The sequence below is a fragment of the Marinimicrobium sp. ARAG 43.8 genome, assembly GCF_050113635.1.
GTDB lineage: Bacteria > Pseudomonadota > Gammaproteobacteria > Pseudomonadales > Cellvibrionaceae > Marinimicrobium.
In genome coordinates this window covers 1-13,227 of record NZ_JBNJLT010000015.1, presented here as the reverse complement: position 1 = coordinate 13,227, position 13,227 = coordinate 1, and the positions used below count along the sequence as shown (strand labels likewise).

Sequence of the window (13,227 nt, the reverse complement as noted above, 5' to 3'; positions counted from 1 at the left end):
ACCCCAAGCCGAGAGAGCAGTATTTCGAGAAAGCGTTGGGGATATTTCTGACACCAGAAGAACGTAAACGCCTCGAAACCGAAGGAATCCCGTTCGACAAATGGGGGCGGATGCGCACCCACTACCATTGGCAGCCCAAGTTTTTCCGGATGGTAGGGCCGGACTCGCCGGGAACGATTAATTACATCAACGGCGAACTCTATCACTTGCGCTACCCCCTCAGTGAAGAAGACGCCGCGACGCCCAGGCCGTTACCCAAGCGCATGAGTTTCCACAGTGAAAACTATCTGTTTATCATCCATTTCGACGAAGACGAGATGTTGGACGTGTTTGAGAAGATGGCGGATGGCGATAATCCGCTCTACCTCGACATTGCCCCCGGTATCCCTCGATCAGAAACCGCGATTCGGGTAAGAAATCAAGAGGACGAGCATACCGACTTGGCGAAGTTCACGGTGGAGGAGATTAATTAGTCGGCTGTCGAAAAGGGGTTCAATAACCCGACGCCAGTGCTCTCAAAATCTTTGCTGTTGCGAGTCACTAATGTCATTTGGTGAACCATTGCGGTCGCGGCAATCAGCGCATCTCGCTCAGGTTGTGGGTCGGGAGTGTGCAAGTGCGCACAGGTGCGAGCGATGGATTCATCGACGGGAAGGATGCGTGCATGAAACTCCGGCAATACTTGCTCTTCGAGCCAGCGCCGAAGAGTGACACCTTGCACTCGGTCACGTCGTTCAATTCGCTGCACCCCCATTTCCAGTTCCAGGATGGAAATCGCCGATAGGTGGAGCAGTTCAGGTGAGACGCCTTCTGCCCAGCATACGACCCCGGAGTCTGCACGGCCGCTGCTTGCCTTGCGCAGTTCTGAGATGATGTTGGTATCGAGCAGATACATATTAGTCCAGCTCCGCCGGCTTTAAGCCAAGCCGGGCGGTAACTGGCTCAAAATCGACTTCCTCTGATGTGGCCAATGAGAGTCGTTCCACGATGGAGGTTTTCTTGCCTGTCAGCCGTTGGTATTCGGCGTAACTCATCATGACGTGAGACGGGCGCCCCCGATCAGTGATGATAATCGGAGTTTTTAACGAAGATTTCTTGATGCGGCTTAACGCCTGATTCAGTTCACGGCTGGAAACGGTGGATTTATCCATGACTGGCCTCCCACTTTAATGCGGCTTGGCGGCTTATGTGACTACGTTACTACAAATTTGTGGCGGGTGCTACTCTTAGTCTTCCCGTGCGGCAGATCTGAAGCTGCAATGGCTCGGAGCCACCCTTACGCGGGGGCGCTTGAAGCAGGAGTTTTTATCTGTTGAAGATGTCCAAATAGCTTTGGATGATTGGTTGCATGGATAAGGAAGGACGTGTTTCAAAGGAGATGGTACCAGAGGCCGGACTCGAACCGGCACACCCTCGCGGGCGGGGGATTTTGAATCCCCTGCGTCTACCAATTTCGCCACTCTGGCACTATGTAGTAAGCCGCTATGGGCTTTAGTGCGGGTTTCAGGTCTTTACCAGCGCTTCGCACTGGCCCTGCGGTCGCTCTCGGGCTCCTGCCCTTCGCGACACTCGTACATCCTGTACGTCGTCTACCAATTTCGCCACTCTGGCACTATGTAGTAAGCCGCTCTGTGCTTTAGTGCGGGGCGCGATTATAGCAGTGTGCGGAGGTTCGTCAACCGAGGATTTGCAAAAGCCTTTGATCTGGTGGTCATTTTCAGGCTTTTCCGGTACCCTTGCCGGCCTTTGAACCCCGTCTGATCGATACACACTGTTTCTTTGTATGCCTATGCGCCGCCAGGACTTTTTCTACGATTTACCGGAATCGTTGATTGCCCGTGAACCCGCTACTGAACGCCGTGGCAGCCGCTTGCTGTGCCTGGACGGCCCCTCTGGCGAGTGCGAGCATCGGCGGTTCCCTGAATTGCTTGAGGCATTGCGCCCGGGCGATTTGATGGTGTTCAACGATACCCGCGTGATTCCGGCCCGCCTGTTCGGTGTCAAAGACACCGGCGGGAAGGTGGAAGTGCTGATCGAGAGAGTCGTTAGTGAGACTCGCGTTCTGGCCCACACCCGCGCGAGTAAATCGCCGAAGATCGGTAGCCATATTGTGCTTGATGGTGACACGCTGCTGGCGGTGACTGGTCGGCGCGGCGATCTGTTTGAACTGAACTTTCCGCCCGGCGAGGGGGTGCTGCCGATACTGGAGCGGCTCGGTCACACGCCGTTGCCGCCCTACATTGAGCGGGACGATGCCGAACTGGACCGCGAGCGCTACCAGACGGTGTACAGCCGCCATGCCGGCGCCGTGGCTGCGCCCACGGCGGGGCTGCATTTTGACGAAGAGCTACTGGCGCAAATTCGCGACAAAGGCGTGGAAACCGCCTTTGTGACCCTGCACGTTGGAGCGGGCACCTTTCAGCCGGTACGCGTGGACAACATCGCCGAGCACACCATGCACAGCGAAGTCATGAACCTGAGTGAAGCGGTGGCCGAGAAAGTACGGGCTACCCGGGCGGCCGGTGGGCGTGTGGTTGCCGTGGGCACCACCAGCGTTCGATGCCTGGAAACGGCGGCCCAGCAGGCGCCGGAGGGAGCGGGTATCTCGGCCTACCAGGGGGAAACCGATATTTTCATTACACCCGGCTACCCGTTCAAAGTCGTAGATGCCCTGGTCACCAACTTTCACCTGCCCGAGTCCACCTTAATGATGCTGGTCTCTGCCTTTGCCGGTTACCTTCATACGATGGCAGCTTACCGGGAAGCGGTGGCTCAGCAGTACCGCTTTTTCAGCTATGGCGACGCCATGTTTATCACCCGCAACCCCAAGGCCGAGCAGGAGACCGTGGGCGCGGACACCGAGGTTTGAGCAATGTCTTCCTTTATGCAGTTTGAGCTGGACCGCGAGTCCGGTCACGCCCGGCGCGGGCGGTTGACCTTTCCGCGTGGCGTGGTGGAAACCCCGGCGTTTATGCCCGTGGGAACCTACGGCACGGTCAAAGGCATGCTGCCACGGGATATCGAAGGCATTGGTGCACAGATTATTCTCGGAAATACCTTTCACTTGATGCTCCGGCCCGGTACCGACGTCATCAAGGCCCACGGCGACTTGCATGACTTTATGCAGTGGTCCGGCCCGATTCTGACCGACTCGGGTGGTTTTCAGGTGTTCAGCCTCGGGGACATCCGCAAGATTACCGAAGAGGGCGTGTCCTTTCGTTCCCCCATTGATGGCAGTCCGGTTTTCCTGGGGCCTGAAGAGGCCATGCAGGTTCAGCGGGATCTGGGCTCTGATATTGTGATGATTTTCGACGAGTGTACGCCTTACCCGGCCACTCCGGACGAGGCGCGGCGCTCGATGGAGCTGTCCCTGCGTTGGGCTGCCCGCTCGAAAACCGCCCACGGGGATAACCCGTCGGCGCTGTTCGGCATTGTGCAGGGCGGTATGTATGAAGACTTGCGACGTGAGTCGCTGGCGGGGCTGACCGACATCGGCTTTGATGGCTACGCCATTGGCGGCCTATCTGTGGGAGAGCCCAAGGACGATATGCTGCGGGTGCTCAGCGCCCTGACACCGCACATGCCCAAAGACAAGCCGCGCTACCTGATGGGTGTCGGCAAACCGGAAGACCTGGTGGAAGGCGTGCGTCGGGGCGTGGATATGTTCGACTGCGTGATGCCCACCCGCAATGCCCGCAACGGCCACCTCTTTACCCACGACGGCGTGATTAAAATCCGCAATGCCCGGCACCGGCACGACACCGGCCCGCTGGACCCGCAGTGCGACTGCTACACCTGCCAGAACTTCAGCCGGGCCTATCTGCACCATCTCGATAAATGCGGGGAAATTCTGGGCTCCCAGTTGGGCACCATTCATAACCTGCGGTATTACCAACTGTTGATGTCCGGCCTGCGCCAAGCCCTTGATGACGACGCGCTGGATGCCTTCGTCAGCGACTTCTACCAGGCCCGCGGGCAGGCCGTTCCGGCCTTGGCGAACTAACCACAAGTCGGCCTGAACGTTGCGCCACCGGGCGGATTCTCATCCCGTCCGGTGTCCTTTACAGGCCCGTTCATTGTTGTCCCGGGGGAAATCGGTATAATCCGGGCCTTTGTACGTATCCGCTACCGTCGAATAAGCCACGGAACCGTTTATGCAGAACCGCTATCCGCTCTGGAAATACCTGTTGATCCTTGGGGTAATTGCCCTAGGGTTTATCTATTCCCTCCCTAATCTTTACGCGCCGGACCCGGCTGTTCAGATCTCCGGTCAATCGGGTGCGACACAGATTGATCAGGCAATGAGAGAGCGGGTAGAGCGAGAACTGGATCAAGCCGGTATCGAATACCTCTCTACCGAGCTTGGAGAAAACAGCGTTCTGGTGCGCTTGCCGCACGAAGATGGCCAGATGACCGCACGCCGGGAACTGCAAGAGCTGTTGGGCGGAGATTACGTGGTGGCGCTTAACCTGGCACCGACGACGCCAGACTGGCTGGTCAGCATGGGCGGCGCTCCCATGCGGCTCGGCCTCGACCTCTCCGGGGGCGTGCACTTCCTGTTGGAAGTGGATACGGCCTCTGCCATTGAGACTCGGCAGAACATTACCGCCGATGAAATGAAAACCACACTGCGCGGCGAGCGCATCCGCTACAGCGCGCTGGAAGTGAACGACGACCAGAGCATTGTGGGCCGCTTCCGTACCGAAGAGCTGCGCGATCAGGCGCTGGGTCTGGTAAGAGGGGAGTACGACAACCTTCTATTCAATACCTCGGAATCGGGCTCGGACGAATTTATCTTCACGGCGCAATTGAGCGAAGCCGCCGTCGCAGAAATCGAGGACTATGCTCTGGGGCAAAACCTGGTGACACTGCGTAACCGGGTGAACGAACTGGGGGTCTCCGAGCCGGTGGTGCAGCGCCAGGGTGGCAATCGTATTATCGTGCAGTTGCCCGGTGTTCAGGACACCGCCGAAGCCAAGCGGGTAATCGGCAAGACCGCGAATCTGGAATTCCGGCTTGAGGCACAGTCGGACACCCTGGTGTCCATGAAAGAAGAGTTTCCCTACCGCAGCGAGACAGATCGTCAACGCTTTGGTGGGGCAGAGCTGGAACGGCAAATTATCCTGACGGGTGACCACGTCGCCAACGCCACCAGCAGCTTCGACCCCGAAACCAATATGCCGCAGGTGAATATCACCCTGGATGGCCTTGGCGGCACCAAGATGCACCGGGCGACGCGCAACAGCGTCGGACGGCGTATGGGCGTTCTGTTTATTGAGCACAAAACCCGCACCGAACACCAGACCAATGAAGCTGGAGAGAGCGTCGAAGTTCGCGAAAATTACGTAGAGCGGGAAATCATCAGCCTGGCGACCATCCAAAGCGCGCTGGGCAAACAGTTCCGTATCACCGGCCTGGAGTCTCCGGCGGAAGCCTCGGAACTTGCGCTGTTGCTGCGTGCCGGTGCCCTGGCCGCGCCTATGTATTTCGTGGAAGAGCGCACCATCGGCCCATCCCTCGGGGCGGAAAACATTCAAACCGGTCTTAAGTCGGTAGTGATCGGGCTGGGCCTGGTGTTGGCGTTCATGCTGGTGTACTACCGCGTCTTCGGTATCTTTGCCAACCTGGCGCTGCTGGCCAATGTGCTGCTGCTGGTGGCGGTGATGTCGCTGCTGGGCGCCACACTCACCCTGCCGGGTATCGCGGGTATTGTATTGACCGTCGGTATGGCGGTGGATGCCAACGTATTGATCTTCTCGAGGATCCGGGAGGAACTCAAAGGCGGTGCTTCTCCGCAAACGGCGATATACAGCGGTTATGAGCGGGCCTTTGTCAGTATTCTCGATGCCAACATCACCACGCTGCTGGTGGCGATTATTCTGTACGCCATTGGTACCGGCCCGGTACAAGGGTTCGCGGTAACGTTGTCGATTGGTATCCTGACCTCAATGTTTACCGCCATCATGGGCACCCGGGCGCTGGCGAACCTCGTGTACGGTCGTCGCCGCAACCTGAAGAAAATCTGGATTTAAGAGAGCGCCGCTATGCTACCGGAATCAAAAGTCATCAACTTTATGGGCTGGCGCAAAACCTGCGCCACCATTTCCATCGTGCTGCTGCTGGTCTCCATTGTCTCGCTGGCGGTGCGCGGTATTGAATTTGGCCTGGACTTCACAGGCGGCTCTCAAGTAGAGCTCGGGTTTGATCGTCCCGCCGATCTGCCAACCATCCGCTCTGTGCTCGCTGAAGAAGGGCTGGAAAACCCGGTGGCCGTACTGTTCGGTTCGGACTCCGAAGTGCTCGTTCGCACCCAGGACGCATTGCGTGAAGGGGCACTGGAAGAACTGGAAGAGCGGCTGGCGGCACTGGGCAGCGATGTTCAGTTGGAAGAGCAGCGCAATGCCCCGAGCAACCAAACCCGCTTTGCGGAGATTCTGGTTATCTCCGGGGCTTCTGAAGATCAACTGCGTGGGGCGAACCTGTTCCCGCAGCGCTACTTTGGGGATACCGCCTTCGGAACCGAGGGAGACCGGGTGACCGTGTCCATTCAAAACTCCCTGGACAACGTCTACACCCAAAGCCTGATCGGAGTGTTGGAAGAAGCCACGGGCGCGAGTATTGAGCTGCGCCGCAGTGAGTTTGTCGGCCCCCAGGTCGGTGACGAACTGAGAGATCAGGGCGGGCTGGGTTTGCTCTTTGCGCTGGCCGTGGTAATGATCTATGTCGCCATCCGCTTCCAGTACAAGTTTTCCGTGGGTGGCGTGGTCGCACTGGTACACGACGTTATTATCGTGCTCGGCGTATTCTCTCTCCTGGGAATGGACTTTGACCTTACCGTACTGGCGGCGGTACTCGCGGTTATCGGCTATTCTTTGAACGATACCATTGTTGTGTTTGACCGGGTTCGCGAGAACTTCCGGATCATACGGCGCGGCAGCCCCAAAGAGATCATCAATACCTCTTTGACGCAAACGCTGGAGCGGACGTTGCTGACCTCAATGACGACGCTTCTGGTGCTGGTGGTCCTGTACGTCTTTGGCGGTGAACTGATTCGTGGCTTCGCCTTTGCCTTGCTGGTGGGGGTACTGGTCGGTACCTACTCATCCATCTATGTTTCTGCCAATATACTGGTTACCTTGAAACTGACCAAAGAAGATCTGATGCCGCCTCAGAAAGAGGGGGAGGAACAGGAAGACATGATGCCGTAGCCCCGTCGGCTCGGCAGGGTATCCGCATGGGCGCGCGGATACCCGATGTCGGACACACAGCGAGCGCACTATGTCCAACCGTATCACGGCCAGTGATGAAGATATTGAACGCGCGGATCTGCACCAACTTCGCGACATGGTGGCTCGCTATCGCCGCATTTTCAACGGCAGTGGCTACGGCTTTTGGGAATGGGACCTCAGTGCCCACAGCATCGACTGGTCCGGCGGTTTCTGGGAATCCTTGGGCTACGGCGAAGAGGACATGGCGCGCGTCAGCGATGCCCATCAGTTGCCGGATTTCATCCATCCCGAAGATCGCGAGATCATGCTGGGCGCTGTGCGCGAACATTTGCGCAGCAGCGAACCGCTGAACACCTCCTACCGAATCCTCACCAAAAATAACGATTACGTCTGGACGCAAGTGCGCGCCAACTCGATCCGCGACGAGTATGGCCGTGTGGTTTACATTTCCGGCGTCAACTTCGATATCACCGAACTGAAAAACGTCGAAGCCGCCTTGCGTGAAAGCGAGTCACGCCAAAAACGCATCATCCAGGCCTCCAACGACGGCATTTGGGAATGGTATGCCGACCGCCAGGGCTTTCATTTTTCCAACCGCTGCTGGGAGCATGCCGGTTACCATGAGAAAGATGATGTCGTCATGCGCGGGCAAAATCGTCTTTCAGTGTGGCGCTCGCACATTCACCCGCAGGACCTGCCCAAATTCGACCAAACACTCGCCGACCATATGGCCGGGCGGGCACCGTTTGATATTGAATACCGCATCTTTGGCAAAGACGGGGATATCCGCTGGATTCGGGCGCGTGGCCGAGCCAGTTTCGACGCCGAGGGCCGTCCGGTAAGAATGTCCGGCACCAATATGGATATCACCGATATCAAGCGGGCCGAAGAACGGGTGGTTCAAGCCAAGGAAACCGCCGAAAAAGCCAATCAGGCCAAATCAGACTTTCTCTCCAGCATGAGCCACGAATTGCGCACCCCGCTCAATGCCATTCTTGGCTATGCACAACTGTTTCAGTACGACCACAACCTCACCGTCAGCCAGGTGGACAACGCGCGCGAAATCCGCAAAGCCGGTGAACACTTGCTGCGCTTGATCAATGACGTACTCGACCTGGCCAAGATCGAGTCCGGGCGCATGACGTTCTCCTTGGAGCCCGTGCTGGTTTCCCGGGTCGTCGCGGAATGCTTTACGCTTATTCAGCCACCTGCCGACGCCTCCGGAATTCGGCTGCAAGTCAGCATGAACCAGTTGGAAAGCACCTATGTCGTGGCCGATAACACCCGGCTGAAACAGGCGCTGCTGAACTTGATCAGTAATGCGGTGAAATACAATCAAGTGGGCGGCGACGTTGACGTCACACTGATCAAACTCGATGACAAGTGGCTGCGTATTAGCGTGAGCGATACGGGGCAGGGCATTCCCGAGGATCGGCAGCACGAAGTCTTCCAACCTTTCAATCGCTTGAGTGCTGAATACTCCAAAATTGAAGGCTCCGGTGTCGGCCTGGTGATTACCAAACAGCTCGTCGAAATGATGGGCGGCAAGCTCGCCTTCGAAAGCCGTGAAGGCGAAGGCACCGAATTCTGGATGGACTTACCGCTATCCACCGAATGGAACCAGGACTTGGTGTCTCCTCCCAGTGAAGAGCCGGAGGCATTCAATCAAGAGCCGGAAGCATTGGTCCTCGACCAGCCGCGCCGCATTCTATACGTGGAAGATAACCCCTCCAACATCCGCCTCATGCAACAAGTGGTGAGCCGCTACCCCAAACTGAGCCTTGAAGTCGCCGAAGAAGCCTTCCTGGGGATCTATAAAGCGCGCAGTGAATTGCCGGACGTGATTATTCTGGACATCAACCTGCCGGGCATGGACGGCTACGAAGCACTGTCAGTGCTGAAGCGCGACCCGGTGACCGCGAAGATCCCCGTCATCGGGCTCTCCGCCAACGCCATGCCATACGACGTAGAGCGCGGCAAAAACGCCGGCTTCTTCGACTACCTCACCAAACCGGTGGAAATTAACCACCTCGTCCTCACGCTCAAACGGCTTCTGGTCTCGGAGTAGCCAACCCGCTATTGACCCAATCGGCCAATTGTATTTAAATCAATAAAACATTTGATGCCACGTGCCTCTTTACAGAGCACGGTTTTCTCCCTCGATATAATCATAACTTCAGGGAAATCAAAAGGTTACAAAAGGCATACGGAAATAACGGTGCCCGGAAGCCGCGAAAAGCGTGCCGGCACACTTTCACACATCCAGAGTAGCACGGAGTAGCGGGAAAAATGCTTTACTTTCAAAGTCTTATCCCTCATTTACCCTCTTCTTTGCTGTGCGGAAAGCGTGCTGGCTTGATATACAAATGTTAGCGCCACCTGGAGCATCAACATGAGTAGAAATAGTCTGACTTTAAAGATCGTTGCTCTCTCGGGAGTTTTGCTCATTCCGGTATCCGCCCTATCTCAGACATCGAATGAGTACGCTCAAATGGCTAAAGCCACTTGGAGTGCGTTTGAATGTAGCTCACTCGCTTATAAGGCGCGCCTGCCAGACGAGCAAGAGAGATTGTTTCGGTTTGGTTACGAGCAAGGTAAGTCCTTTATTTCAGCTTTGCTGGACCAAAAAATTGCGCAGGAAGATCTTTCACAGGAAGCTCCCACAATATTGCTCCTCTTGCTTCAGGGACCTACCCCAGACTTTATGCTTGGTCGTATATATGAGTCCGCTCAAGAATCGGCTCTCGAGGGCATCTATCGAACTGGTGATATATCCTATGACGATGAAGAGCAGCAACTAAACGCGGAGAACAAGTTTTCGCGGCTGAACTGCAATCTAATTGGAAACTAGTAATGATTCGGATCGCTGCGCTAACAAGTAATTTCAGTCCGTTCCGGCCCTTTCGGGCCTCCACCGGACGCGGCCTGGTGGCCGCGCCGCTGAATAAAGGGCGTTATGACTAAAGCTATGCATCAGATTGAGAGCATCCTGAGCCAAAACGAAAAATATCGGCTCGACGATCCGGCACCTACCGAAAGTCAGATCAACCAAGCAGAACTCGGTCTGAAAACCGAGTTTAAAGCTTGGTACCGTGATTTTGTCAGATTGGGCGGTTTAAACGACTTGAGGTTTAGTGCTGAAATCCTCCCGCCCCAGGAGCTGGTAGAGAACCAAAGGTACATTGATAGCCGGGCTTATGTTGCGTTTGCTAGCAATGGGTGCGGGGATCTTTTCTGCTGGTCAGTCGGAGATTCGCCCGCAATCTTTTTGTGGGATCATGAAACAAACCGGTTCACCGAGGATGCCCCAGATTTTGTCACTTGGCTTGAGCGTAACCGGTTCTAGTCATAACCAGTAGTTGTAGTACGTTCCGGCCTGCGGCCTCCACCGGACGCCCTGTCGGGGCGCCGCTAAACAAAAGCGTTAGCACTTTATGAATCATCTCGAGCAGCTCGTTGCTGAGTGGTATGAATACAGAGGGTATTTCGTCCGCCGAAATATTCAGGTTGGGCCTCGTGCGAATGGTGGCTACGAGTGCGAGCTTGATGTGGTGGCTTTTCATCCTGGGCAACAACACCTGGTTCACATCGAGCCATCTATGGATGCGCACTCATGGGCAAAACGTGAGCAGCGTTACGGCAAAAAGTTTGAAGCCGGACGGCAACATATCCCCGCGCTGTTTGAGGGCATGAGCTTACCCAAAGACATTGAGCAGATCGCACTTCTCGGATTTGCCAGCAATGCGAACGTAAAGACGCTGGCAGGTGGTCGAGTAATGACAACCTCCGAGCTATTTGCAGAAATCGTTGCCGGGATTGGAGGCAAGAAAATTGCCAAAGCTGCTATACCAGAGCAGTTTCCGCTGCTGCGAACTATTCAGTTCGCCAGCGAGCACCGTCATGCCGCTGGCTGGTGCTAACAAGTGGGTGAAGCTGACCGGTACTACGCTGCGCTCCGTCCCGGCAGCTTACCCAAGGCGTTATGTGTACCCATCGGATTGGAGGAGCAGATGAAATCCATCACGACTTCGCTCATGTTTGTCGGAGAGCAGGCCGGGAAAGCCGAGGAGGCAATCAGGTTCTATACTTCTTTATTTCCTGATTCACAGATCACCGATATTCAGCGCTACGGAGCCGGTGAGTATGAACCAGAAGGTTCTACCAAAATGGCCCGGTTTACGATAAACGGAACCGAGTTAATGGCGCTGGACAGTCACCTTGATCACCAATTTAGTTTTACTCCCTCCATGTCATTGTATGTCGAGTGTGAGTCCTCGAACGAAATCGAGGAGGCTTTTCGGGCCTTAGCCGACGGCGGCTCGGAGCTGATGCCTTTGGATAACTATGGCTTTAGCCAGAAGTTTGGGTGGCTGAAGGATAGGTACGGAGTGTCTTGGCAACTCAACCTATCGGATTAACGTGGAACACATAACCAAGCGCAGCACTACGCAGCCTCCGGCTGCCGGACGCTCGCAAGCTCGCGCCGGTGTGCGCGGCGTTATGAGTACAAAGGAGTCTAGTATGAGGGTACTGCTTGTAGTACTTTCTCTCATGATGGCGGGGAAGGGCGTTGCTAGTGAGCTTAGCTGTGAAGACGTAAGCTCGTTGAATGCCATCCAAGCTGATAATCCTTTGGTTAGGGTAGCTCCAGAGTATCCAAATAAGGGGACTCAATCACCTGTTCCCGGTTGTGCCGTTCTTACTTTTTCACTTGACCGTTCAGAATCCGCCTCAACTCCGAAAAGTATAGAAGTCGAGTACGAAACAGAAAATAGGTTTGGTAAGGCCGCTAAGAGGGCACTAAGTAAATGGCTATATCTCAACAAGAACGTTCCAGAATCTGACCGATATTACATGGTTTTCCATTTTGAGCTATCAGACTCATAACCATGCCATTAAATTCGCTCCCTTCGGTCGCCGGACCTCGTTTCACTCGGCCGTTTATGGCGGGCGTTAAGAGGCCAATCATGTACCAAGCATTTCGAGAAATGCCGACGCTGCTAAAATTCATAACTGCGCATGCCTTGGTCTGCTTCGTCTTCTTTTTGGCTGTTGTAATCCCAGGTATACCGATAACCGTTAATGGTGAGGTAATGGAGTCATCCGAGCTCTGGTCAAGAGGGTTAGGTTTTCCCACGGCAGCTGTTGGCCTAGCCATGCCTGTTGTCGGCGTGCTAATTCTTAAGCGCTGGCAATATTCACGGCAGCTTTATGCTCTAAGTCTAGTATCGGTGCTGGTTGCCCCCTACCTTGTATGGCAGCAGCTAGTACTGGCGTTGTTTGGGGTTGTGCTGTCATGTGTAATCATCAGCTATCTCTTTATTAATAGGAAGGCTGGTGCGTACTTCAGCTCTTAACAATCGCAGGCACGGCGACGGCTTTTCCGTTGCGGCTTCGCCTTCACTACAAAGCCGCGCGTGCTGCGGGCGTTATGCAGAAAATCGATAGGGGTAAGTTCATATGATTGCTTACACGATGGTAGGCACAAGAAACTTGGAAAAGGCACTGGCGTTTTATGAGCCGCTTTTTGAAGAAATGAACTTCGAAGTATGCTGGAAAGATGAATCATGTTTCACATACGGAAAAACTCAAGATCTGAACTTTCCAAGGTTCATCGTTGGGTATCCTTTTGACGGAGATCCGTCGAGCGTCGGGAACGGCGTCATGACGGCCTTCCAGTTTCACGCTCCGGAAGTTGTTGACCGGCTCTATGAAATCGCTATGAGCTGTGGTGGCAGCTCGGAAGGTGAGCCTGGCTATAGGCCTCAATATGCCGAGGGGTTCTATGCAGCCTATGTTCGTGACCCGGATGGAAACAAGTTAGCATTCATTGTGTACCCCCAGGAGTAGAAAAGTGCATAACCAAGCCATTAAATTCGCTCCCTACGGTCGCCGGACGCTCGTTCCTCGCGCCGTTTATGGCGGGCGTTAGGCAATCAAATAAAGGAAACCTTAAACGTGAAGAAATTCTTTCCACTAATAATATCTTTTCTCACTC

Annotated in this window: 15 protein-coding genes and 1 tRNA gene; 13 read left to right on the top strand and 3 right to left on the bottom strand. The window is 55.2% G+C overall.

What is annotated here, in order from left to right:
• A partial coding sequence (locus ACQCLF_RS15750) for a hypothetical protein (protein ID WP_426989005.1) occupies nucleotides 1-473 on the top strand: 473 nt, incomplete at its 5' end.
• On the opposite strand, the gene ACQCLF_RS15745 is transcribed toward ACQCLF_RS15750, so the two are convergent.
• The 3 genes from ACQCLF_RS15745 to ACQCLF_RS15735 all read right to left on the bottom strand — a co-directional run bounded on the left by ACQCLF_RS15745 (nucleotide 470) and on the right by ACQCLF_RS15735 (nucleotide 1,466).
• A complete protein-coding gene (locus ACQCLF_RS15745) occupies nucleotides 470-895 on the bottom strand; it encodes a type II toxin-antitoxin system VapC family toxin (protein ID WP_426989003.1) in 426 nt (141 codons plus the stop codon). The two genes, ACQCLF_RS15750 and ACQCLF_RS15745, sit on opposite strands and share 4 nt — an antisense overlap.
• A 1-nt stretch (nucleotide 896) precedes the next feature.
• Nucleotides 897-1,151 (bottom strand): type II toxin-antitoxin system Phd/YefM family antitoxin, encoded by a 255-nt coding sequence (locus ACQCLF_RS15740; RefSeq protein ID WP_426989001.1) that lies wholly within the window; start codon nucleotides 1,149-1,151, stop codon nucleotides 897-899.
• Nucleotides 1,152-1,379: 228 nt separating this feature from the next.
• Nucleotides 1,380-1,466 (bottom strand) — tRNA-Leu (locus ACQCLF_RS15735).
• 323 nt (nucleotides 1,467-1,789) lie between these two features.
• Here ACQCLF_RS15735 and queA point away from each other — a divergent pair.
• The 12 genes from queA to ACQCLF_RS15675 all read left to right on the top strand — a co-directional run bounded on the left by queA (nucleotide 1,790) and on the right by ACQCLF_RS15675 (nucleotide 13,079).
• Complete coding sequence (gene queA, locus ACQCLF_RS15730) at nucleotides 1,790-2,869, top strand: tRNA preQ1(34) S-adenosylmethionine ribosyltransferase-isomerase QueA (protein ID WP_426989009.1); 1,080 nt, start codon at nucleotides 1,790-1,792, stop codon at nucleotides 2,867-2,869.
• A gap of 15 nt (nucleotides 2,870-2,884) precedes the next feature.
• A complete protein-coding gene (gene tgt, locus ACQCLF_RS15725) occupies nucleotides 2,885-4,003 on the top strand; it encodes a tRNA guanosine(34) transglycosylase Tgt (protein WP_426989007.1) in 1,119 nt (372 codons plus the stop codon).
• Nucleotides 4,004-4,154: 151 nt separating this feature from the next.
• Nucleotides 4,155-6,032: a protein translocase subunit SecD gene (gene secD, locus ACQCLF_RS15720; protein ID WP_426988999.1), complete on the top strand. Its 1,878-nt coding sequence runs from the start codon at nucleotides 4,155-4,157 to the stop codon at nucleotides 6,030-6,032.
• Between the two features lie 12 nt (nucleotides 6,033-6,044).
• Nucleotides 6,045-7,208 (top strand): protein translocase subunit SecF, encoded by a 1,164-nt coding sequence (gene secF, locus ACQCLF_RS15715; protein WP_426988997.1) that lies wholly within the window; start codon nucleotides 6,045-6,047, stop codon nucleotides 7,206-7,208.
• 70 nt (nucleotides 7,209-7,278) lie between these two features.
• Nucleotides 7,279-9,297 carry a PAS domain-containing hybrid sensor histidine kinase/response regulator gene (locus ACQCLF_RS15710; RefSeq protein WP_426988995.1) on the top strand — a complete coding sequence of 673 codons (2,019 nt, stop codon included), beginning with the start codon at nucleotides 7,279-7,281 and terminating at the stop codon, nucleotides 9,295-9,297.
• Nucleotides 9,298-9,621: 324 nt separating this feature from the next.
• Nucleotides 9,622-10,080 (top strand): hypothetical protein, encoded by a 459-nt coding sequence (locus ACQCLF_RS15705; RefSeq protein ID WP_426988993.1) that lies wholly within the window; start codon nucleotides 9,622-9,624, stop codon nucleotides 10,078-10,080.
• Between the two features lie 105 nt (nucleotides 10,081-10,185).
• Nucleotides 10,186-10,575: an SMI1/KNR4 family protein gene (locus ACQCLF_RS15700; protein ID WP_426988991.1), complete on the top strand. Its 390-nt coding sequence runs from the start codon at nucleotides 10,186-10,188 to the stop codon at nucleotides 10,573-10,575.
• An 88-nt stretch (nucleotides 10,576-10,663) separates the two neighbouring features.
• Nucleotides 10,664-11,149 carry a hypothetical protein gene (locus ACQCLF_RS15695; protein ID WP_426988989.1) on the top strand — a complete coding sequence of 162 codons (486 nt, stop codon included), beginning with the start codon at nucleotides 10,664-10,666 and terminating at the stop codon, nucleotides 11,147-11,149.
• Between the two features lie 90 nt (nucleotides 11,150-11,239).
• Complete coding sequence (locus ACQCLF_RS15690) at nucleotides 11,240-11,647, top strand: VOC family protein (RefSeq protein WP_426988987.1); 408 nt, start codon at nucleotides 11,240-11,242, stop codon at nucleotides 11,645-11,647.
• A 103-nt stretch (nucleotides 11,648-11,750) separates the two neighbouring features.
• Nucleotides 11,751-12,116, top strand: a complete 366-nt coding sequence (locus ACQCLF_RS15685; protein WP_426988985.1) for a hypothetical protein — start codon at nucleotides 11,751-11,753, stop codon at nucleotides 12,114-12,116.
• Nucleotides 12,117-12,196: 80 nt separating this feature from the next.
• Nucleotides 12,197-12,586, top strand: coding sequence for a hypothetical protein (locus tag ACQCLF_RS15680; RefSeq protein ID WP_426988983.1), 390 nt, complete (start codon nucleotides 12,197-12,199; stop codon nucleotides 12,584-12,586).
• Between the two features lie 103 nt (nucleotides 12,587-12,689).
• On the top strand, nucleotides 12,690-13,079 hold the full coding sequence (locus tag ACQCLF_RS15675; protein WP_426988981.1) for a VOC family protein: 390 nt from the start codon (nucleotides 12,690-12,692) through the stop codon (nucleotides 13,077-13,079).
• Nucleotides 13,080-13,227 lie beyond the last annotated feature (148 nt).